Raw genomic sequence first — 21,921 nt, 5'->3', positions numbered from 1 at the left:
GGCCGCGGCCCGGGCAGCGACCCACCCGGTGCCCCGACGAACCCCGCTGTGCCTCCGGCAGCACCTACGGCGTTCGCGCCGCTCTACCCCGTAGGCTGTGCCAGCGCAGCAGGCACAGCACCCGCGGTGCGCCGGGCCCGGCGCCAGAAACCCGGTCAAACCGAGGTGAGGAGGTCGCGCACCCGTTCCAGGCGCGAGCGCACCTCGTTCGCCAGACTGGCGACACCTTCCTGCTCGACCAGGCCGAGAACGGCGACCGGGTCCATGAAGCCGACGGTCACCTCGCCGTTCGCTTCCTCGCGCACCACCACATTGCAGGGAAGCAGCAGGCCGATGTCGGGATCGGCCTCGAGTGCCTGGGCGGCCAGCTTCGGGTTGCACGCACCCAGGATGTGATAGGGGCGGCGCTCCAGGTCGAGTTTCTTTTTCAGGGTGCCGGCGACGTCGATTTCAGTGAGCACGCCGAAGCCCTCGGTGGCCAGGGCGTCGGTGACGCGCTGGATGGCCTCCGGGACCGTGGTGTTCAGGGTGACGTTGAATCCATACATATGTCTTGCCTCGTCGATGTCCGATGGGTGGGTGAAGGGGGCTCCGGGCAACTGCCGCTGCATCGGTCAGCGCAGGCCGTTGCGCAGTCGTCCGGGCGTGCCGGCGGACCGGATTGTGACGCACTACACTCACTGGGGCTAGGCCGACCGGCCGGCACCGATTCCGTATTTCCCTGTATACCGATCAGGAGATGATGATGTCCGACCATGTCTACAAGATGCTGGAACTGACCGGATCCTCGAGCCAAGGCAGCGACGATGCGGTGCGCAATGCGATCGCCCGCGCCGCGAAGACCGTCCGCCACATGGACTGGTTCGAGGTGACGGAGACCCGCGGTCACATCGTCGACGGCGGCATCGCGCACTGGCAGGTCACGGTCAAGATCGGGTTCCGCCTCGAAGACTAGCAGCCTGTCCCGGCGGTGGACATCGATCCAGCGTTGCGTGTCGCGCCTCCTGCGTCGGCACAACCTACGGGGACGCAGGGGCGCGTTGGCGCTGGATCCAGGTGACCACGGCGAGGAGAAATAACGCGGGCAGGAAGAACCACTCCGGAGCCGGGCGGTCGGCGGGAACGAACACCGCGGTGATGCGCGCGCCGGATTCCAGCCCGAGGCGTTCGGCCGGGGAGCCGAAACGCACGAAACTCACGTTCACTTGCTCGTCGAAGACCATCAGCCCCAGGCCGGCATCGGTCAGGCGCTGCTGCCCCGGTCCCCGATCGCCCAGCGGCAGCATCACGCGCCGGGTGACTTCCTTGCCGTGGAGATCATAGCCCGACACTTCCAGCCGCAGATGCCCCTGGGCGGGTGCGGCCTCGGCCGCCGCCTGCACCTCGGCTGCGGGGAGAGCGGTCAGCGGGGTGTGCAGGCGGTCCATCCAGACTCCCGGCACCAGCAGCGTTAGTGCTACCACCAGCAGCAGTGCCGTTTCCCAGACCCGGTTGCGCACCAGCAGGTAGTGCTGCGTGGCCGCCGCGAATACCAGGATGCCGGTCAGTGAACCGAAGAACGTCAGCGCGAGCTGCCACAGGCTGTCGACGCCGATCAGCAACAGCTGGGTGTTGAACACGAACACGAACGGCAGCGTGACGGTCCGCAGGCTGTACCAGAAGGCCTGGATGCCGGTGCGGATCGGGTCCGCCCGCGCCACCGCCGCGGCGGCGAACGAGGCGAGGCCGACCGGGGGCGTGACGTCGGCCATGATGCCGAAATAGAACACGAACAGGTGCGCCGCGATCAGCGGGATCAGCAAGTCGTTCTGGGCCGCGAGATCGACGATCACCGGCGCCATCAATGTGGCGACGATGATGTAGTTCGCGGTGGTCGGCAGGCCCAGGCCCAGTACCAGGCAGATCACCGCAGTCAGCAGCAGCATCAGCAGCAGGTGCCCCCCGGACAGCCACTCGACCAGGTCGGTCATCACCAGGCCAATGCCGGTCATCGCCACCGTGCCGACGATGATCCCGGCGGCGGCCGTGGCCACGCCGATCCCGATCATATTGCGTGCCCCCTGCACCAGCCCGTGCCCGAGGTCGAGAATACCCGCCACCGTGGCGCGTACATGCCCGCGTTGGCCGCGGAAGAACAGCATCAGCGGGCGCTGTGTGAGCAGGATGCCGATCAGGAAAAGTACCGCCCAGAACGCCGACAGCCCGGGCGACAGTCGTTCCACCACCAGCGCCCAGATCAGCACGATGACCGGCAGCAGGTAATGCAGGCCGCCCTGGATCGTCGGGCCGGGGTCGGGCAGTTTGCGGATTTCGGGATCCAGTTCCGCGTGCGACGCCGGCACGCGGCAGGCCAGCCACAGCAGCCCCAGGTACGCGAGCCCGATCAGCCCGCCGATCACGAAGAACGAGTGATCGCCCGCCAGCGTCTTGATCCAGCCGAGGCCATAGTAGACCAGCCCGGCCAGCACCAGCAGGCCGCTGACCGAAAGCCCCAGCACCAGCCCGGTGCGCAGTACGGTGCGGTTGCTGCGCCGCGGCAGTCCCTCGAGCCCCGCCTTGCAGGCCTCGAGGTGCACGATGTAGAGCAGCGCGAGGTAGGCGATCAGTGCCGGCAGGAAGGCGTGCTTGATCACTTCCACGTAGGGGATGCCGACATATTCGACCATCAGGAACGCCGCGGCCCCCATCACCGGCGGCATCAACTGACCGTTCACCGAACTCGCGACCTCCACCGCGCCCGCCTTCGCCGCGGGAAACCCGGTGCGTTTCATCAGCGGCACGGTGAACGTGCCGGTGGTGACCACGTTTGCGATCGACGAGCCGGACACGACGCCGGTCAGCCCCGACGCGACCACGGCTGCCTTCGCCGGCCCGCCGCGCAAGTGCCCGAGCAGCGCGAACGCCACGCGGATGAAATAGCCGCCCGCGCCGGCCTTTTCCAGCAGGGCGCCGAACAGCACGAACAGGAACACGAAACTGGTCGAGACCCCCAGCGCGATCCCGAACACGCCCTCGTTCGACAGCCACTGCTGCGACATCGCGCGCCCGAACGACGCGCCGCGGTGCGCCAGCAGATCCGGCATCCAGGGGCCGGCGAAGGTGTACACCAGGAAAACGCCGGCGATCACCATCAGCGCCGGCCCCAGTACGCGGCGGGTGGCCTCGAGCAGCAGCAGCATTCCGAGACCGGCCGCGATCATGTCCGACAGGATCGGACGCCCGGGACGCTGGGCGAGCTCCTGGTGGAGCAGGAACAGGTAGCCGGCGGTGAGCGCCGCGGCGAGCGCAAACAGCCAGTCGACCCACGGAATCCGTTCCAGCGGTGCGGGTCGCCAGGCCGGCCAGGCCAGCGCGAGCGCCACGCCCCCCATCAGCAGGTAGACCGGCACCCAGGGTTGCTCCGCCTGGTGCTGCTGCCAGGCGAGCAGCCACAACCCCAGCGCCAACAGCAGGTAGAACCCGGCCGTGATGCGCGGCCCGGGGCGCGACGGGAGGCGCGCGGGAAACAGCAGGAACGCCAGGAAGACTGCGAAGGCCAGATGGATCGAGCGGGCCTGGGTCTCGGGGATCACCCCGAACCCCAGGCTGTACGGGACTGGCGAGACGATCCAGAGCTGGAACAGCGACCAGGCCAGCGCGGTGGCCGCGACCACGAAGCCGACGACCCGGCCGGGGCGACGTGCCCCGGTCTCCATGTGCTCGGCCAGGACCACCGCCCCGGCCCGGTCGGCCTCGGTGCGGCCCCCGCTCATGGTATGCAGCCGTGCAGCGTCAGTCCTGGATCATTCCCGACTCGCGGTAGTAACGTACCGCACCGTCGTGCAGCGGCGCCGACAGCCCCTGGCTGACCATCGAATCCGGATCCAGCACCGCGAAGGCCGGATGCATGCCGCGGAACGTATCGAAGTTCTCGAATACCGCGCGGGTGAGGTGGTAGACGGCGTTCTCGGTGGTCTGCGTCGAAGTCACCAGTGTGGCGCCGACACCGAAGGTGGCGATGTCCTGATCCTGGTGCGGGTACATCCCGGCCGGAATCGTGGCGTGAAAATAGTAGGGGGTTTCGTTCACCAGCGTGTCGACAATCGGCCCGGCAACCGGGATCAGGCGTGCGTCGCAGGTCGCGATCGGCTCCTGGATCGCGGCCGAGGGATGTCCCACGGTGAACAGAATCACGTCGATGCGGTTGTCGCACAGGGCCTGCCCCTGTTCGCGCGAGGGCAGCTCGGAGGCGAGTGCGAAGTCATCCATGCTCCAGCCATATTCGGCCATCAGGCGTTCCACCGTGCCGCGCTGCCCGGAGCCCGGGTTGCCCACGTTCACGCGCTTGCCGACGATGTCGTCGAACGACTCGATATCGCTTTCAGCCCGAACCAGCACGGTGAACGGCTCCGGGTGCAGCGAGAACACCGCCCGGAGTTCGCGGTTCTCCCCCAGGTCGGCGAAACGGTCGGTGCCGTGGTAGGCATGGTGCTGCCAGTCCGACTGGGCGACGCCGAAATCCATTTCCCCGACCGCGATCGAGTTGAGGTTGAATACCGAACCTCCGGTGCTCTCGGCATTGCAGCGCATGCCGTGAACCGCCTGGTCCCGGTTCACCAGCCGGCAGATGTTCTGCCCGGTGGGGTAATACACGCCGGTGACGCCACCGGTGCCGATCGTGATGAAGCGCTGATCGGCGCCTGCGGCGGCGCTCAGCCCGAGTGCCAGCGCGATGCCGGCAACCAGATGGATGCCAGGTCCGAGTAGGGTCTTCTGCATGCTGTCTCTCCGTCTGAAAACGGTCCGGAAGCGCGATTCAAACCCCATTCGGGTGCCGGAGGCAAACCCCATGGTGACGCGCGGGCCTGCCAGCGGGGCCGGAATACAGTATATTCGTGCCCCTCGTTTTCCCCTTCACCCTCCGATTCCGGGAGTGCATCGCATGTTTTCCATCCATATGAGCATCAATGGCTACGATCCTGAACTCTGGTCCGCAATCGAAGGCGAGGCCCGGCGCCAGGAGGAGCACATCGAGCTGATCGCATCGGAGAACTACGCCAGCCCCCGGGTGCTGGAGGCGCAGGGCTCGGTGCTCACCAACAAGTATGCCGAGGGCTACCCGGGCAAGCGTTACTATGGCGGCTGCGAGTACGTCGACATCGCCGAAACCCTCGCGATCGATCGGGTCAAGCAGCTGTTCGACGCCGACTACGCGAACGTGCAGCCGCATTCCGGCTCGCAGGCGAATGCCGCGGTATACATGGCGCTGCTCGAGCCGGGCGACACGGTGCTCGGCATGAGCCTGGCGCACGGCGGGCACCTGACGCACGGGGCCCGGGTCAACTTCTCCGGCAAGATCTACCATGCGGTGCAGTACGGGATCGACGACCAGGGGCTGCTCGACTACGACGAGATCGAACGCCTGGCGCTGGAGCACCGGCCGAAGATGATCGTTGCCGGTTTCTCGGCCTACTCGCGGGTGATGGACTGGGCCCGTTTCCGCGCGATCGCCGACCAGGTGGGCGCGTACCTGATGGTCGACATGGCCCACGTCTCGGGGCTGATCGCCGCGGGCGTCTATCCGAACCCGGTGCCGCACGCGCATGTGGTGACCTCGACCACACACAAGACGCTGCGGGGGCCCCGCGGCGGTATCATCCTCGCGAAAGCGAATCCGGAACTCGAGAAGAAGTTCCAGTCGCTGGTGTTCCCCGGCACTCAGGGCGGCCCGGCGATGCACGTGATCGCGGCCAAGGCCGTCGCGTTCAAGGAGGCGCTGGAGCCCGGCTTCCGCGACTACCAGCAACAGGTGGTCGCGAATGCCCGCACCATGGCCAGCACGCTGATGGAACGCGGCTACAGCGTCGTCTCGGGCGGCACCGACAACCACCTGTTCCTGCTCAGCCTGATCGACAAGGGAATGACCGGAAAGGCGGCCGACGCGGCACTGGGCGCGGCGAACATCACCGTGAACAAGAACGCGGTGCCGAACGACCCGCAGTCGCCGTTCGTGACCAGCGGCATCCGCATCGGGACCCCGGCGGTGACCACCCGCGGCTTCGGCGAGACCGAGTGCCGGGATCTCGCGAACTGGATCGCCGATGTGCTCGACGATCACGAAAACCCGGCGGTGATCGAGGCGGTGCGCACGAAGGTGCTCGATGTCTGTGCCCGGTTCCCGGTCTACGGCCAGGGCGAATAGGCCCAGGCGATGCGCTGCCCGGCCTGCGGCGCGGACGACACGCGGGTCGTGGACTCGCGCGTGGCCGGATCGGAGCAGGATCAGATCCGGCGGCGCCGCGAATGCCAGGCCTGCGGCGCCCGTTTCACCACCTTCGAGCGCGCCGAGTTCAGCATGCCGCGCGTCGTCAAGCGCAGCGGCGAGCGGGTCGCGTTCGACGAAAGCAAGCTCCGTGCCGGCCTGACGCTGGCACTGCACAAGCGCCCGGTGCACACCGACGAGGTCGAGGCCGCGATCGAACGGATCAAGCGCCGGCTCGCCGCCTACGGTGCCCGCGAGATCCGTTCCGACCGTATCGGCGAATGGGTGATGGAGGAACTGCGTTCGCTGGACCAGGTGGCCTATATTCGCTTCGCCTCGGTCTACCTGAGCTTCGCGAACGTGCAATCCTTCCGCGAAGCGGTCGAACGCCTGGAACAGGAGCTGACCCCGGAGATGCGCCGGTCCCAGCTGCGCCTGATCGACGAGGGAACGGAACCCCCGGCCCCCGAGTCCGAGCCTTGAAGGAACCCGCATGAGCGACGAACGGTTCATGGCACGCGCCTTGCAGCTGGCGCACCTTGGTCTTTATACCACCGACCCGAATCCCAGGGTCGGCAGCGTTGCCGTACGTGATGGCGCCATCATCGGCGAGGGTGTCCACTGGCGCGCCGGGGAGCCGCACGCGGAGATCCACGCGCTGCGCGCCGCTGGCGAGCGGGCAAGGGGTGCCACCGTATACGTCACACTGGAACCCTGTTCCCATCATGGCCGGACCCCGCCCTGCGCCGATGCGCTGATCGCAGCCGGAGTGGCGCGGGTCGTGATCGCGATGCAGGATCCGAACCCCCACGTCGCCGGGCGGGGCGTGGAACGCCTGCGTGCCGCCGGCATCGAGGTGCGCTCCGGTATGCTCGAGTTCGAGGCCCGGCGGCTGAATCCCGGTTTCGTCCGGCGCATGCAGAGCGGTCGGCCCTGGGTCCGGGTCAAGCTCGCGTCCAGCCTCGACGGTCGCACCGCAATGGCTTCTGGCGATTCCCGCTGGATCACCGGCCCGGCCGCGCGGCGCGACGTACAGCACTGGCGTGCTCGGGCTGGGGCGATCCTGACCGGTAGCGGCACGGTGCTCGCGGACGATCCGCGCCTGACCGTACGCCTGACCCCGGCCGAGCTGCTGGCCGATGATGGCCATGCCCCGGACCGATATCCCGAACTCGCGGATGCCGCGCCGCGCCACCCCCCGCGGGTGGTGATCGATTCCAGACTGCAGACCCCGCGGTCCGCGCGCCTGTTCGATGACGAGGGACCCGTGGTCGTGTTCACCACCGCCGAGCGCGCGGCGTCGGACAAGGCCCGGGATCTGCGCCTGCGGGGGGCGGAGGTCGAGGCCGCACCCGAACGGGATGACGGTCAGCTGGATCTGGGCGCCGTGCTGGACCAACTCGGCGAGCGCGAGGTCAACGAACTGCACGTGGAAGCTGGCGCGGGCCTTGCCGGGGCCCTGGCTCGCTGCGGGCTGGTTGACGAATGGCTGCTGTACCTCGCGCCCTGCCTGATGGGTTCCGGAGCGCGCCCGCTGCTGGACTGGCCGCTCCAGCATATGGACGAGCGGGCCGAACTCGACCTGTTCGCCTGCGACCGGGTCGGCGACGCCCTGCGCCTGCGGGCCTGGCCGCTCCCGCCCGTGTAAGCGGGCGACGACGCCGCGCCCTGCGCCGGATTGGTGTGCCTCCGGTGTCGGCACCCCCGGGCCCGGCTACCCGAGCGGATCCGTAGCGCGGGTGTGTTCAACCCCGGTTTCCGCATGGTCCCACGCACTGCTCCCCGGTATCATTTACTGTTTCCGGGTTTTTCCATCCCCCCATCGCTGGGCAGGCGGCACCACTAGATGTTCACTGGAATCATCGAGACCCTGGGCACCATCGCGGCACTGGAGCCGCGTGGCGGCGACCTGCGCCTGAAGGTGCGCGCTCCGGGAATGGACCTTTCCGATACGCAACTCGGCGACTCGATCTCGGTCAACGGCGTGTGCCTGACCGTCACTGCGCTCGAGGGCGGGCAATTCGCGGCCGACGTGAGCCGCGAGAGCCTGGGCGTGACCACACTGGGCGACCTCGCGATCGGCGACCGGGTGAACCTGGAGCGGGCGCTGACGTTGAATACGCGTCTCGGCGGGCACCTCGTCTCGGGCCATGTCGACGGCGTGGGCGAGTTGGTCTCGATGCAGCCGGACGCGCGTTCGACCCGGGTGCGTTTCCGCGCACCGGATCCGCTGGCGCGCTATATCGCCGCGAAGGGTTCGATCACCATCGACGGAACCAGCCTGACCGTGAACGCGGTCGACGGCGCCAGTTTCGACGTCAACATCATCCCCCACACCTGGAGCCTGACCCGTTTCTCGGTGTACCGGGTGGGCACTCGGGTGAATCTCGAGGTCGATCTGATCGCCCGCTACCTTGAGCGCCTGATGCTCGGCGAGCGTGCCGCGCAGCCGGGCAGTGCCGGGGGGCTGTCCGAGTCCTGGCTCGCCGAGCAGGGTTTTCCCAACCATTCCGGCCCGCGCGACTGACCGCGCTGGGCCTCCGACGGAACCGACACATGGAATTTGCCAGTACCGAGGAGATCCTCGACGAACTGCGCGCGGGGCGCATGGTGGTGATCGTGGACGACGAGGACCGCGAGAACGAGGGCGATCTGCTGATGCTCGCCTCGCACGTTCGGCCCGAGGACGTGAACTTCATGGCCAAGTACGGCCGTGGCCTGATCTGTCTGACGCTGACCCGCGAACGCTGCCGCCAGCTGGCGCTGCCGCTGATGGTGACCGACACCAACGACCTGCATGCCACCAACTTCACGGTGTCGATCGAGGCGGCCGAAGGCGTGACCACCGGCATTTCCGCTTACGACCGGGCGCACACGATCCGTACCGCGGTGGCTCCGAACGCCCGGCCCGAGGACATCATCCAGCCCGGGCACGTGTTTCCGCTGATGGCCCAGCCGGGCGGGGTGCTGGTGCGTGCCGGCCACACCGAGGCCGGCTGCGACCTTGCGCGTCTCGCCGGGGCCGAACCGGCCGCGGTGATCGTCGAGATCCTGAACGAGGACGGCAGCATGGCCCGGCGCCCCGACCTCGAGCGCTTCTGCGCCGAGCACGGGCTGAAGATGGGCACCATCGAGAGTCTGATCCGCTACCGCATCGAGAACGAGAAGACCGTGCGCCGCACGGCCGAACTGGACCTGCCCACCGCCCATGGCGTGTTTCGGCTGATCGCGTTTCAGGACGAGGTCGACCACGGCCTGCACTTCGCGCTGGTGCGCGGGCACCCGAAAGCCAGTGAACCGACGCTGGTGCGCGTGCACCTGGAACAGACGATCTGCGACACCCTCGGCTTTACCGGTCCCGACTGCGGCTGGCCGCTGGACGACGCGCTGCGCCGCATCGACGAGGCGGGTTCCGGGGTCGCGGTGGTGCTGCGCAAGTCGGAATCATCCGAAACGCTGATCCGGCGCCTGCACGACCTCGCCGGCGGTCACGCCGACCTGCGTCCGCCGGTGCAGACTTCGGCGGACTGGCGCATGTACGGTATCGGCGCGCAGATCCTGGCGGACGTCGGGGTAGGGAAGATGCGCCTGCTGTCGGCCCCGAAACGCTTCCATGGCCTCGGTGGCTTCGGCCTGGAAGTCGTCGACTACGTGAAGGACGCCTGAGCCCCGCCCGCGGCGCCGGCCATGGCGTCGCGATGCGAAGCCGGCGTTCGTTGCTGCCGCCCGGCGAACGAACCCGCCGGCCAGCCGGGGTGCCCGCGAACGGCGGCGCCTTCCCGGGTGCGGTGCCGCGGCCGCCCGCCGGACCCTCGGGCACTCACGGCCGGACCGCGTCGTCCCGGTGCCCGTAGCGGCGCTCGATATACGCCTCGACGCGCGCCTGGAATTCCTCGGCGATGCGCTCGCCCTTCAGCGTCACGGTCTTCTCGCCGTCCTCGTACACCGGCGCCACCGGCACCTCGCCGGTGCCGGGCAGGCTGATGCCGATGTTCGCGTGCTTGCTCTCGCCGGGGCCGTTCACCACGCAGCCCATCACCGCCACGGTCATCTCCTCGACGCCCGGGTAGCGCTTCTTCCAGTCCGGCATCTGGTGCCGGATGAAACCCTGGATGTCCTGCGCGAGGCGCTGGAAATAGTCGCTGGAGGTCCGCCCGCAGCCCGGGCAGGCGATCACCGACGGCAGGAAGCTGCGCAGACCGAGGCTTTGCAGGATCTCCTGCGCGACGATCACCTCCTGCGTGCGATCGCCGCCGGGCTCCGGGGTCAGCGAGATCCGGATGGTGTCGCCGATGCCCTGCTGCAGCAGCACCGCGAGCGCCGCAGTCGACGCGACGATCCCCTTCGCGCCCATGCCCGCCTCGGTCAGCCCGAGATGCAGCGGATAATCGCAGCGCGCGGCGAGATCGCGGTATACGCGAATCAGCGGCTGCACACCGCTGACCTTGGCCGACAGGACGATCCGGTCGTGCGGCAGCCCGAGGGCCTCGGCCTGCGCAGCGCTCTCGAGCGCCGACGCGATCAATGCCTCGCGGGTCACATCCTCCAGCGGCATGGGCTCGGGGCGCGCGGCGTTCTCGTCCAGCAGCCGCGCGAGCACTGCCTGGTCCAGGCTGCCCCAGTTCACGCCGATGCGCACCGGCTTGTCGTAGCGGCAGGCCACCTCGATCATCGCCTCGAACTGGCGGTCGCGCTTCGACCCGCACCCGACGTTCCCCGGATTGATGCGCAGCTTCGCCAGCGCGTCGGCGCAGGCCGGGTATTTCGCCAGCAGCTTGTGGCCGTTGAAATGGAAATCGCCGACCAGCGGCACGTCCAGACCCATCTGCGCCAGGCGCTCGCGGATCTCCGGCACCGCCGCCGCCGCTGCCTCGGTATTCACCGTGATGCGCACCAGTTCCGAGCCCGCGCGGGCCAGCTCGGCGACCTGGATTGCGGTGCGCACCGCATCGGCGGTGTCGGTGTTGGTCATCGACTGCACGACGATCGGCGCGTCGCCGCCGACGGTTACGTGGCCGACCCGAACGGGCGTGGTGGAATGCCGGGTGATGGAGGAGTTCACAGGGGTGCCGTGGTCCAAGGGATGCGTGCCGCCATTGTCGCCGCAGTTTCCATCGGCCGCAAAAAGCCATCACGGCGGCCGCCGCGCATGCCGCGCCGGGCCGAGGCCGCGATCCTGTTCGAAGGCGTTCAACCGCCCCGAACCCAGTGCGAAGCCGACAACGGATACGACGCCCGCGGCCGTATCGTCTTCACCCCCAGCAAAGGCCTCCTCGTCGTTGGCCTCCCGCGCAAGGCCCGCAAGGCCAACCGCGACGAAGGCATCCGCTACGGCATCCACACCCCAACCCGCAGCCAGAAGAACATCCGCTCGGCTGGGAAGACATCCGCGACCTTAAGGAAGGTACCGTCACAAAGATCTTCCTCGGCCTTCCTCGACGCCACCCTCCCTGATGGCCCCGTCGAGCGCACCATCGAATATCGCGCCCCCTTCCACAAACCCGATCGCGAAGAGGATGACCGCACCGCATGGGCTATATTCCAGCAACGGGGCAGCGAAGGGGGGCTCAGAGTGAGCGCGACGGCCGAGCCAATGGGTTCGGTGCCGATCGTGGTCGGGCAGAGGCGATCGTACGGTTGCTACGACAAAGGAACCGCGAATCGTGTTATACAGAATCTGCATATCAGATTAGCGTTTATCCGGCGTGCGCAGCATGGCGGATAAACGTCTGTTGGACTGGGCCGCCCATGGGCTGGCACACACGTTCATGTAAAGGGGATTGTATTCAGTGCGCGCCGGGATGGGGGTCAAAGGAACCCAGTATCGAGCCTCGGGGCAGTCCTTGCGTCCGGTCGTGATCATGGTCGGGCTCCCTGAAGGCTCCAATGTCTTGTACGGTAGCCCCGTTTTCTGCTGAGATCCAGTCGCATACACAGACGGGCCAGCGCCGCCCCTTTTCCAAGGGGCGACGCAAGGGAGCCGGCGGTTCTTACCCGTCAGGCCGAGGTCATCGTCGGTGCTCCGGGATGTCGGTTCGGTTTGGTCGCGGGCGCAGTACCGTGATCACGCACACCCGACCGACCCGGCATCGGGGACATGGGTAGGTCGTGGGCTCAGACCGGCCTTCCGGGGCATCGCTCGTGGCGGGTGGCGGTACATGCAACGCGCTGCGGATACGCGGGAGCTTGGTCCGCCGGCAGCGGTTGGCGAGGAAACCGTAATGCCGCACGCGCATGAGTCCTTTGGGCAGGATGTGCAGCAGAAAGCGGCGCACGAACTCCTCGCCTTCCAAACGCATCACCTTGGGTCGGTCGTGGTCGCGGTAGTCGGTGTAGCGCAGAGTGACGTCCTTGGCATCGATGTCGAGGATGCGCGCGTTGTGGATCGCGATCCGATGCGTGTAACGCGCCAGGTAGTCGACCACCGTGGATGTGTGATCGAGACAGTCCTTGGCGTAGACCACCCACTCGGTGGCCATCAGCCGGTCGAGTACCGCGTCGATCTCGCCCGGTCGGGTGACCCGGTGCAATACGCCGTCGTCGGCAGCCCGGCGCAGGGCCGCGACCATCGCCCCGCGAAAGCGCCGGGACAAGGCCCGGACCGGGAACAGGGTATTGCCTTGGCTCGGCTTCCAGTGGCCGTCCGCCTGGAGCGCCCCGCCGGGGATCAGGCAGTGCAGGTGCACGTGCTGGCTGAGGTTCTGGCCCCAGGTGTGCAGCACTGCGGTCATACCCAGCTCGCCGCCGAGGCGGCGGCGATCCTGACCGAAGCGGCGCAGGGTGTCCCAAGTCACCTGGAACAACTGCCGGTAGAGCACCTCGGGGTGCAACTGCACCCAGCCGTTCAGAGCATGCGGCAGGGTGAACACCACGTGGAAGTAGCGCACCGGCAGGAGCGCCTCCTGCTGGCGTTCGGCCCAGACCCGGGTCGCGCGGGTCTGGCACTGCGGGCAGTGCCGGTCCCGGCAGCCGTGATACCACGGCTGCTCCCAGCCGCAGGCCTCGCACTGCACCTGCATCCCGCCCAGCGCCTCGGTGCGGCAGGCCTTCAGGTGTTGGCACACCCGGCGCCGGTGGCCGTCCAGCGTCTCTTCGTGCAGGAACCGGTCCAGGGCGTGTTGCAGCGTCGCCGGTTCAGCCATGACGCACCGCCAATCCCGCCACCAGATCCACGGGTCCGCCCGCCTCCGGGCGACGTTCGGGCACCCAATGCAGATAGCGCAGCGTCGACTGCAGGTGCCCATGGCCAAGAACCCGCTGCAGGCGATGCACCGGTAGCCCCGCCTCGAGCTGATGCGTGGCATAGGCGTGGCGCAGCCCATGAATGCCACCGATCTTGGCGATGCCCGCCGTCGCCTTGGCCCGACTGAACACGCGCTGGGCACTGCTGATGCTCAGCGGTGTACACCGGTCCCGCCCCGCCGGGAACAGCCACTCGGTCGGCCGGAACAGCACCCAGTACCGCCGCAACTCCGTCAACAGCGTCGGCGACACCGGCACCAGCCGGTCCTTCGCCCCCTTGCCCTGCTCGACCCGTAGCAGACCGCGCTCGCCGTCGATGTCGCGCACCCGCAACGCCACCACCTCGCTGACCCGCAGGCCACAGGCGTAACAGATCTTCAGCAACATCCGGTGCTTCGGGTTGGCACACGCGTCCAGGATCCGCACGACCTCCTGCCGGGTCAGCAACTCCGGAATCCGCTGCGCGCGCTTGGGTACCACAAAGGGCACGTCGAAGGCCGACCACTGCAACACCTTCAGGTACAGAAAGCGGATCCCGTTCCGGTGCAACCGGCAGGTGGCCCCGGACAACCCGCGCTCCAGCGCCAGGTGCCGGAAATAGTGCTCAAGTTCAGGAACGCCCAGTTCCGCAGGAGAACGTCGGTGGAATCGAGCCAGGTCCCGTACTGCCCACAGGTAACTGCGTTGCGTGCGTTCTGCAAAGCCACGCTGGCGCATGGCATCGATCATCTGCTGCCGTAACGGTGTCATCGTCCTCTCCTTGTCATTGCGACCCACAGGGGTCACCAAGGAGTGTTGACGATCGGCGTTGCGTCAGCGCCCGGAGAAGCAGGCTGCCGCGAAGCGGCTTAGTTCAACGGCAGAAAGGATTGAACAGCTGGCCAATAGGGTTTTGGTAGGAGATATTATTCTTCCGGAGTTTCAGCGGCCATTTGTCTGGAAGAGAAAGCAAATATTGGAGCTATTGGATTCAATATATAGAAACTACCCCATCGGCAGCGCTCTTTTGTGGGAATCTAGTCAGGAGCTTGCAAGTAAGCGGTCAATCGCAGATCTAGAGGTTGGTGAGCGAAGTCAGAATTACCCTGTTAATTATTTGCTTGATGGACAGCAAAGGTTATCAACTATCTGCGGGTGCTTGCATTGGGAGCCAGGTGATCCGAAAAGCATCTGGAATGTGATTTTCGATTTGCGAAACGAAAAATTTAGCCATATCGATCACATTGATGAACTACCTGCTCACCAAATACCTATACGCCGCTTATCCGATCCAGCTGAATACTTTCGAAAAATATCAGTTATTGATGATTCAGCCCTAAGAAGCGTTGCAGATCTATTATTCAATAGGTTCAAAGATTATCAGCTACCTCTAGTCACTCTAGGCGATATGTCTATTAATGATGTTGCTCCGGTTTTTGAGAGGATTAACTCTACCGGCACTAGGCTCACGATTTATGATCTGATGCGAGCTGCAACGTGGAGCCCAGAATTCGACCTCGGGAAAACCATCGAGTCTATTAAAACCTCCCTTGAGGAGAAAAGGTTTCACTCTTTCGAGAATAAAACTTTCTTACGGTGTCTGGGTGCTGCTAGTGGAAGTGACTTTTCCTCAGGGAGTATTGATTCTTTAAGGCATTTAGAACCTGACACGCTTCATACCTGTGCAGAGCAGATAAAAAGCGCTGCACAATTGGCCGTAGATTTTTTGAGCACAGAAGTAGGGGCACCTCGCGCTGAGGCTTTACCCTATGCTAATCAGTTTGCAGTCTTAGTCGAATTGTTTAGAGTCTTGTCTAATCCAGATGCTAGCCAACGGGCTGAATTGAAAAGATGGTTTTGGTTGACCACTTTATCTGGTTACTTTAGTGGGTGGGATAGTGGTCAAATGGCTACTGATGCAAAAGCAATCAGGGACTTTGCTACTGGCTCTTCTGCTTCAATTGATGTAACTGCGTCAGTACCTACTGCGTCTTTATGGGCAGCGAAGCCGTTTCGTGCAAATAGTGCGATATCAAAAATGATTGCTTTAATGTTTACAACGAAAAATCCGCTGGATATCGTGACTGGACAGCGGATAGATATAGACAAGTCTTTAGCTTGGTCGAATGATAAGGAGTTCCACCATTTTTTTCCGCAAGCGTATTTGAGCAAGAATGGTGTTAAAGCATCGAGAAGTAATGTTCCGGGTAATATTATACTGTTAACTTCTAAATCTAATATCGCGATCTCTGCTAGCGCACCCAGTGACTACTTGAATAAGATAATCGAATCGGATGGTAGAGAAGCGCTAGTTGAACGATTGGGAAGCAATTTAGTCCCAGAAGCAGCTCTCGATGCTGCACTTAATGATGACTATGATTCATTTTTATCTGCTAGAGCAATCTATTTGCATGCAATTGCTGAAAGGCTATCTGGTGTGAATTCGGAAGGTCTAATAGAGGTGTCTCCAGAAGAAATAGATGATTCAGATGTGGATCCGACTGAGTAAGCGTATAACAAATTGCTACACCCGGATAAATCACTCGCTGCGCTCATAATTTACCGGTGAGCAAGGCGTTGAACTAAGCCGCTTCGCGGCAGCCTGTTTCTCCGGGCGCTGCCGCAACGCCGATCGTCAACACTCCTCGGTGACCCCAGTGGGGCGCAATGACAAGGCGAGGGCGATGCGTGGTTCCAACGCGTGGTGAATCTGAAGGGTGACCCCTTCCCAGCCGGCAGTCGTGAGTGTTACCCGCGGCAAGCCGTCAGCGCAGGGCGCTACGGTATAGATCTACGCCGTCGACGTTGACTCGAAGTGCACGCCCATCCACGACATCGCGAAAATGGACGGTTTCTCCGCCTTGAGCCTCGGGAACGCGGAACCACCCGGTATGCTCGAGCGGTTCGAGTCGTTGTTCGCGGCCGCTGGGCTGAATCAGCAGCAACTGGCCGCGGCGGTGGATCACGCGGCGCTCGGGAATCCAGGGGCTCCAGGACTGATACCGCCCGGGATAGGCAAGCCAGTCTTCGGGCAGATCGAATTCCCATGGCCCCGGATACCGCGCGGTCACATACCACTGCGCCCCGTGGGTGGCATGGGTCACCGTTCCCGCGGAGCGTTCGAAGCCGAGCAGAAACTGCTCGAAGCGCGGAATAGGGGCCAGAAAGCGGTCCTCACCGCGACGCTGCAGTCGAACGCTCCGGTTCCCCTGAACCAGGTACAGTCGCCCGCCGCGAGCCACGAGGTCGAATCCGTCCCCGTCGGGGGAGCGATACCGACCCGCGTACTGCGCCGCGTGTGGTACCCGGGTTGGGTCGATCCGCGGCAGTCGTGGCAGGGGGTCGCGAGCCCGCGACGCCCGCAGCACCTCCAGCGCAAACGCGGCGACCGCGGTCGGATCCCCCGGCCCGTTCAGCATGACGACGGCGCCGATGCCATTCGGCAGATCCCCGAGCATCTGCGCCGAATGTCCGATCATCGCACCGTAGTGACCGATGGTTCCCTGCGCGCCGATTTCGAGACCGAGGCCGTGACAGCTGGGTCCGCGGGGCGGGGTCGCGCAGGTTGTCATCATGCGGAACGACTGTTCATCCACGATGCGCCCTCCGTCCGGAGTGATTCCGTGGTTCAGGAGCATTCCCAGGAAGACCGCAAGATCACGGCCGGTCGCAGCAATGCCGCCATCGGCATCGCCGTACTCGAACCAGGGTGCCGGAACCAGCGGATCACTGGGCTGGGGAGGCCGGTCGGAGTACTTCGACACGTAGCCCACCGCAATCCGGGCCCGCGCCTGATGGGTGATCGCCGGTTCACTCGCGTGCATGCCCACCGGCTCGAACACACGCTCGCGCAGCAGTTCTGCGAAGGGCCGGCCGCCGACTTCCTCGAGCAGGTAGCCGAGCAGCTGGTAGCCGACGTTCGAGTAATGGAAACGCTCGCCGGGCGGCGTTGTCGTTGGCAGGTCACGGGCGGCGAGCACGCGGTAGGGGGAACTCGGGATGTCGTCGCGGTCGGTGGGCAGTCCTGATGTGTGGCTGAGCAGGTGCTGCACAGTGATGCGCGACAGCGACGAGGGCGGATCGAGCCAGGGAAGGTGGTCCCCGATGCTGCTGTCGATGTCGATGCGTTTCTCGCCAGAGAACTGCAGCGCGAGAAGTGCCGTCAAGGCCTTGGAGATCGACCCGATCGGGAACAGCGTCTGCGCAGTGACCGGCTCGCCGGTCTCCAGGTTCGAGTAGCCGTAATGGAACTCGTGAACCAGCCCTTCGCTGTCGGTCAGTGCCAGCGTCAGGCCCGGCGTCCCGAGCGCTTCCATGTGGCGGACGACGAACGCATTGATCAACGCGGCGGCCGGGGGCGGCAGTCCCGCGACGGGCCGGCTTCCGCTGTCGGCCGATGCCGGGTGTGGAATCAGCAGGGTGATGGACAGCAAGGTCATCCCCAGTACGGCCGCGAGTCGGGCCAGGTGGCACATGGGCAGCCTCCGGTGCGCGTCCCCGCTCTTCGGGCAGGTTCGACGCCATTGTGCTGGAGCCTGCGAATTGCGTCACGGGCACACTATATGCAGCCCCCCACGTTTTTGGCCCTCGCGGTGGTGGGGTCGTAGGCTTTCAGCGTCGGCGTTTGTATGGATTCGAACCGAAAAGGAGGCAGGGAGATGCCGCAACCGCGTTCCAGTCTGGTCAGTCGGAGCGATACCCCTTGGTACCACGTCGTCTCGTGCTGTGTGCGGCGGGCGTATCTGTGCGGGGAGGATGTCCATTCCGGGCTAAGCATCCTGCGAAATACCTTCTTCCGCCGACCCGAGGATCCGAAAATCCCGGCTCCGGCACTGTAAGCGGACGACCCCGGGTTCCCCTCACGCCTACGGCGGTCACACCCGGCGATGTGTGCGTGGGCGATATGCCTGATCTGACCCCGGGGGCAGTCATTGACAGTTGCAGCTATCCCCCGCGCCACCGAGTCTGGTGGCGCGGGGTTGACCAGGCGCTCCTTGGAGATGGTGTGGCGATGTCACTTCGAAGTGCAGTGACAACTCTTGCCAAAGGGGCCGCAGGTCAGCCCATCGGTGCAGTGAGCGGCGAAGTTGTCGCAGCCTTTCCAGTGCGGGCCGTTCCAGCAATAGCACTTGGTCGAGAATGGCGGGCACCAGAGGCCTTGCCCTCCACCCGGCGCGGCGAGCGTCATGGGGCCCGTACGCCCCGATGCCGGGACGTCTCGTGCAGCGGATTGCCGACACCAATTCTGCAAGGCCGCCATTTGTTCCCGCGGGATCCTTGCGACCGCGCGCCCTTCGCTGCGAGCGAAATTTTCCGCCGCGCAAATCCGCTCCGTTTCGGTCTGCGCGCGAAAGGTCGTTTGGGACTGCGCGGTTGGTACTGTGGCTAGCAAGAGTGCGAGGGCGAGGAATGCCGAGAAAGCGCGAAGTGTGTTGCGGATCATAAGTCACCTCCCGGATGGGCTCGGACGGGGGGATGGACCTGGCGGGCGATCCCGCAGGATGTGCCGCCGCCCGAGTGCGCCCATGGACAGAGTATAGTAAGAAAGAATCAGAAGTGATCTGCGGACCATTCGCATCCGGGGGTGACGCCGCACGCCCTGCGGCGAGAGCGGCGGCGGTATGGTCGCTGATGTTTGCGTGGGTTGGTTCCACCGGACCGCGTTCCCGCAACGCGAGGCCGGCAATGTCCAACACCTACCAACAACGAGGCCCTCACGCTGTTGGCCGCCGGTTCATCCGCACCGCCGGGCGCACATTGCACCCTTTCGGCCGCGCGATCGGTACACTTGAGCGCCTGACCGAACGCTGCGTTTCCCGCAATGTGGCCTGCCTGCGAGGGATCCGGGGGGCGCTCCGAACGCCGCACGGCGGATGACGCTGCACTCTTCCGCCTTTGCCCCGAGAGAAGCCGTGTCGTTTGACGTTGAACAGAGTGGTGGCGCAGGGATTGGCGGTCATTCAGAAGGGGGGCGGATGTACATTCCACGGGCATGGGTTCGCGAGACGCGCGAAGCGGCGCTGCGGGACGGGCGCACCGTTCCGGTATCGGCATGGGGCTGGGGAGACGATTCCGCGCGGGCGCGGGCCAAGGCGTTGGAGCGGCTGGAACGGGCGCTCGAGCGCATTCGCAGCCGCAAGCCGTTTCCGCGTCGCTACGAGTACGAAGCCCGACCGCTGCGCGAGGAGTTGCTGCAGACGGTCTCGGGCGCGGACTCGAATGCGACTGTCGGTATCGTGACCCGGAACCGCTATGGCGCGCAGGTGCTGAACGCCGAGCAGCTCCTGTTTCTGGACGTCGATCTGCCCTCGCGTGGGTTGTTTGCGCGACTGTGGCAGTTGTTCGCCAGGACGACGCCCGAGGAGCGGGCATTGGCGCAGCTGCGCGAGGCGCTCGAACGCGATGGCCGGGCGACGTTCCGCATCTACCGGACCGCATCGGGGTTTCGCGTGATGGCGGTGGACCGGCCGTTTGATCCGGCCGGCTCGGAAACCTGGGAGCTGATGCGCAGCACCCGCTCGGACCAGGCGTACGCCCGGCTCTGCCGCTCGCAGAAGTGCTTCCGCGCGCGCCTGACTCCCAAGCCGTGGCGCTGCGGTGTCGCGAGGCCGCCGGGGGAGTTTCCGCGCTCGGGGCGCGAGGCCGAGCAGGCATTCGCCGACTGGCTGCGGGATTACGAACAGGCTTCGGCCCGGTTCGCCACCTGCCGCTACCTGGAGACGATCGGTCATGGCCGGGCCAGCGGCGATGCACGGCGCTTGCAGGAGCTGCACGACCGGATGACCCGATGCGACGAACCGCTGCCGCTGGCCTGAAAGTCCGACGCCGAAACGTCGCGGAGGGTCTGGATGTCGGAGCGATCCTGGCGGTTGCGGACAATCCCCGGGCCTACCTCCCGTTTCTGCAATTGGCGTTCGAGAGCCTGGGTGGTGCGACTATCGGCAACGGTGATTTCCCGGGTCTTCGGCGGGACTCGGATGACGCCGAGGCGCGGGCGTATCTGACCGGCAGCGATTCCGACACCGGGCGGCGGTACTATCCCCTCACGTCGTTCGATGCCACGCCGGACGGCATCGGCAATGCCACCTATATCCTTCCGTTTTTCCGTACCGATCTCGCGGCTCCCTGGGGCCACAGCGGGGCCTTCGAACGGCTCGAAGACTTCAACAACCTGGTCTACACCGTGGCACTGGACCCGACGAGTCTGCTGACCGAATCGGGGCGTGCATTTCTGAACGTGCTGGCCGGCCCGGTGGGCGACGAGATCGCCGAGCGCTACGAGGAGACACTGCGTGAAACGGGGGTCATCCCAGAAGGCGTCGCCACCGCCGACGTGGTGCCTTTCGTGGATGCAGCCCGCGATGACCTGTCGCCGGGGAGTGCGGCTGGACCCGTCAGTCTGCGTGTCGACGAGGCACGGCTGCAGGCGCTGAATGCCTACACCGACCAGCTCCCGGCCCCCTCCGCTCCGGACGGTCTCGACCCGACCCAGGTCGCGCTCGGCGAACAGATCTTCCTCGGTTCCCGCAGCGAAGGCGGGGCCAACTGCGTCTCCTGTCATAGTGCCGACCCGAACGCGCCCGTCCGCGATGTGATCGTTGGCATCGCGTCCATGTACCGGCCCTATGATCCCTCCGTCCTGTTTGAACGCAGCGTGTTCAGTCCGCCGCTGAGCGACGTGCAGGTCAACCTGACAAGCGGTCCCCACCCATCCTATGACAATTCCCTGGTGGTACTGGATGCGAGTATCCGTGGTGAGGTCCGTGGCCTTGCCAAGCCGCTTCTGCTGGCGCTGGATAGCAAGAACCGGTTTCTGCATGACGGATCGGTGGCGGGCGTCGACGCCAGCGACGCCCTCGACCGTCTCCTTGACCCGGCGCGTGGCCCCGATGCTCCGCATCCGTTCTACTTCCCTGGTACCGGACAGTCGGTAAGCGATCCGGCGGTGGGCCGCGCCGCGTTGGTGGACTATCTGCGCAGTCGTAGCGCCCAGTAGGGACGCAAACCCGCCCGGAAACGGAGGTCTCCGGGCGGGAATCTATATCGGTTCTCTCTCGCGGCCGGGTGCTTCACGGCGCCCTTTCAAGGCGTGAGCCGGGGTATCCGTACAGTCCCCCTCCTCCCTCCCCCTCTGGGGGAGAGGGGGCCACGAGGATTGACGTGGTCTACTTGTAGCGGACACCTCGTTAAGTCCCATAGGCTAGAAAGAGGAGGTGTTCATGAGCAGGTAGTCGCCCGCTTGGGCGATCCGGCCATCACCGAGGTCCATCCTGCCTTGGATCATGTAGGTTTCCTCGGCGGCGATGTGCCGGTGCCTGGGCAGCGTGGCGCCTTTCCGGATTCTGATGAACCCCGAGATGCCGCCGTCGTCGGCTTCCCGCACCATGCACACCTCCAGGTCGCTGCTGCTGCCTATCGGATGAAATTCATGTTCGTTCGATGTGACGACTCTCATGGTC

The 21,921-nt window shown here is 65.4% G+C and carries 18 protein-coding genes and 1 pseudogene; 11 read left to right on the top strand and 8 right to left on the bottom strand.

All coding sequences use genetic code 11. From position 1 onward, the window contains the following. Nucleotides 1-155 precede the first annotated feature (155 nt). Nucleotides 156-548 (bottom strand): DUF302 domain-containing protein, encoded by a 393-nt coding sequence (locus tag TVNIR_RS13630; protein ID WP_015259630.1) that lies wholly within the window; start codon nucleotides 546-548, stop codon nucleotides 156-158. Nucleotides 549-745: 197 nt separating this feature from the next. Between TVNIR_RS13630 and TVNIR_RS13625 the strand changes: the two genes are divergently transcribed. Beyond that, complete coding sequence (locus TVNIR_RS13625; protein ID WP_043739764.1) at nucleotides 746-955, top strand: dodecin; 210 nt, start codon at nucleotides 746-748, stop codon at nucleotides 953-955. A gap of 64 nt (nucleotides 956-1,019) precedes the next feature. Here the strand turns inward: TVNIR_RS13625 and TVNIR_RS13620 are convergent, their stop codons facing one another. Both TVNIR_RS13620 and TVNIR_RS13615 read right to left on the bottom strand, forming a co-directional pair. Beyond that, complete coding sequence (locus TVNIR_RS13620) at nucleotides 1,020-3,752, bottom strand: TRAP transporter permease (RefSeq protein ID WP_015259628.1); 2,733 nt, start codon at nucleotides 3,750-3,752, stop codon at nucleotides 1,020-1,022. A gap of 19 nt (nucleotides 3,753-3,771) precedes the next feature. Continuing rightward, on the bottom strand, nucleotides 3,772-4,758 hold the full coding sequence (locus TVNIR_RS13615) for a TAXI family TRAP transporter solute-binding subunit (RefSeq protein ID WP_015259627.1): 987 nt from the start codon (nucleotides 4,756-4,758) through the stop codon (nucleotides 3,772-3,774). A 163-nt stretch (nucleotides 4,759-4,921) separates the two neighbouring features. Between TVNIR_RS13615 and glyA the strand changes: the two genes are divergently transcribed. The 5 genes from glyA (at nucleotide 4,922) to ribBA (ending at nucleotide 9,907) form a co-directional block, all read left to right on the top strand. Beyond that, on the top strand, nucleotides 4,922-6,181 hold the full coding sequence (gene glyA, locus TVNIR_RS13610; RefSeq protein ID WP_015259625.1) for a serine hydroxymethyltransferase: 1,260 nt from the start codon (nucleotides 4,922-4,924) through the stop codon (nucleotides 6,179-6,181). A 9-nt stretch (nucleotides 6,182-6,190) separates the two neighbouring features. Continuing rightward, nucleotides 6,191-6,724 (top strand): transcriptional regulator NrdR, encoded by a 534-nt coding sequence (nrdR, locus tag TVNIR_RS13605; protein ID WP_015259624.1) that lies wholly within the window; start codon nucleotides 6,191-6,193, stop codon nucleotides 6,722-6,724. Between the two features lie 10 nt (nucleotides 6,725-6,734). After that, the gene (gene ribD / locus TVNIR_RS13600) at nucleotides 6,735-7,889 is read left to right on the top strand and encodes a bifunctional diaminohydroxyphosphoribosylaminopyrimidine deaminase/5-amino-6-(5-phosphoribosylamino)uracil reductase RibD (RefSeq protein WP_015259623.1); all 1,155 of its coding nucleotides are present in this window, start codon (nucleotides 6,735-6,737) and stop codon (nucleotides 7,887-7,889) included. A 198-nt stretch (nucleotides 7,890-8,087) separates the two neighbouring features. Continuing rightward, on the top strand, nucleotides 8,088-8,768 hold the full coding sequence (locus TVNIR_RS13595) for a riboflavin synthase (protein ID WP_015259622.1): 681 nt from the start codon (nucleotides 8,088-8,090) through the stop codon (nucleotides 8,766-8,768). Between the two features lie 29 nt (nucleotides 8,769-8,797). Next, nucleotides 8,798-9,907 carry a bifunctional 3,4-dihydroxy-2-butanone-4-phosphate synthase/GTP cyclohydrolase II gene (ribBA, locus tag TVNIR_RS13590; protein ID WP_015259621.1) on the top strand — a complete coding sequence of 370 codons (1,110 nt, stop codon included), beginning with the start codon at nucleotides 8,798-8,800 and terminating at the stop codon, nucleotides 9,905-9,907. A gap of 154 nt (nucleotides 9,908-10,061) precedes the next feature. Here ribBA and ispG read toward each other — a convergent pair whose 3' ends face one another. After that, complete coding sequence (ispG, locus tag TVNIR_RS13585; protein WP_015259619.1) at nucleotides 10,062-11,303, bottom strand: flavodoxin-dependent (E)-4-hydroxy-3-methylbut-2-enyl-diphosphate synthase; 1,242 nt, start codon at nucleotides 11,301-11,303, stop codon at nucleotides 10,062-10,064. Between the two features lie 21 nt (nucleotides 11,304-11,324). Between ispG and TVNIR_RS19845 the strand changes: the two genes are divergently transcribed. After that, nucleotides 11,325-11,966 (top strand): hypothetical protein, encoded by a 642-nt coding sequence (locus TVNIR_RS19845; protein ID WP_157092282.1) that lies wholly within the window; start codon nucleotides 11,325-11,327, stop codon nucleotides 11,964-11,966. 283 nt (nucleotides 11,967-12,249) lie between these two features. Here TVNIR_RS19845 and TVNIR_RS13575 read toward each other — a convergent pair whose 3' ends face one another. Both TVNIR_RS13575 and TVNIR_RS13570 read right to left on the bottom strand, forming a co-directional pair. After that, the gene (locus TVNIR_RS13575; RefSeq protein WP_015258446.1) at nucleotides 12,250-13,383 is read right to left on the bottom strand and encodes an IS91 family transposase; all 1,134 of its coding nucleotides are present in this window, start codon (nucleotides 13,381-13,383) and stop codon (nucleotides 12,250-12,252) included. Next, on the bottom strand, nucleotides 13,376-14,233 hold the full coding sequence (locus TVNIR_RS13570; protein WP_015258445.1) for a tyrosine-type recombinase/integrase: 858 nt from the start codon (nucleotides 14,231-14,233) through the stop codon (nucleotides 13,376-13,378). Before TVNIR_RS13570 ends, TVNIR_RS13575 begins: the two co-directional genes overlap by 8 nt. A 58-nt stretch (nucleotides 14,234-14,291) precedes the next feature. Here TVNIR_RS13570 and TVNIR_RS19220 point away from each other — a divergent pair, with 58 nt between their 5' ends. Then, complete coding sequence (locus TVNIR_RS19220; protein ID WP_015259617.1) at nucleotides 14,292-15,971, top strand: DUF262 domain-containing protein; 1,680 nt, start codon at nucleotides 14,292-14,294, stop codon at nucleotides 15,969-15,971. A 256-nt stretch (nucleotides 15,972-16,227) separates the two neighbouring features. Here TVNIR_RS19220 and TVNIR_RS13565 read toward each other — a convergent pair whose 3' ends face one another. Then, complete coding sequence (locus TVNIR_RS13565; protein WP_015259616.1) at nucleotides 16,228-17,937, bottom strand: serine hydrolase domain-containing protein; 1,710 nt, start codon at nucleotides 17,935-17,937, stop codon at nucleotides 16,228-16,230. Nucleotides 17,938-18,120: 183 nt separating this feature from the next. Between TVNIR_RS13565 and TVNIR_RS20800 the strand changes: the two are divergent. The 3 genes and pseudogenes from TVNIR_RS20800 to TVNIR_RS13555 form a co-directional block, all read left to right on the top strand. Beyond that, a pseudogene (locus TVNIR_RS20800) lies at nucleotides 18,121-18,237 on the top strand (transposase); the annotation flags it as partial. 1,200 nt (nucleotides 18,238-19,437) lie between these two features. Further along, entirely contained in the window at nucleotides 19,438-20,277 is an 840-nt protein-coding gene (locus TVNIR_RS13560) for a hypothetical protein (RefSeq protein ID WP_015259615.1), read from the top strand. Then, entirely contained in the window at nucleotides 20,250-21,458 is a 1,209-nt protein-coding gene (locus tag TVNIR_RS13555) for a hypothetical protein (RefSeq protein ID WP_015259614.1), read from the top strand. Before TVNIR_RS13560 ends, TVNIR_RS13555 begins: the two co-directional genes overlap by 28 nt. Nucleotides 21,459-21,662: 204 nt before the next feature. On the opposite strand, the gene TVNIR_RS13550 is transcribed toward TVNIR_RS13555, so the two are convergent. Continuing rightward, nucleotides 21,663-21,917: a cupin domain-containing protein gene (locus tag TVNIR_RS13550; RefSeq protein WP_043739761.1), complete on the bottom strand. Its 255-nt coding sequence runs from the start codon at nucleotides 21,915-21,917 to the stop codon at nucleotides 21,663-21,665. Nucleotides 21,918-21,921 lie beyond the last annotated feature (4 nt).

This window comes from Thioalkalivibrio nitratireducens DSM 14787, from assembly GCF_000321415.2.
Classification (GTDB): domain Bacteria; phylum Pseudomonadota; class Gammaproteobacteria; order Ectothiorhodospirales; family Ectothiorhodospiraceae; genus Thioalkalivibrio; species Thioalkalivibrio nitratireducens.
This window is presented reverse-complemented; position numbering and strand designations above follow the sequence as displayed.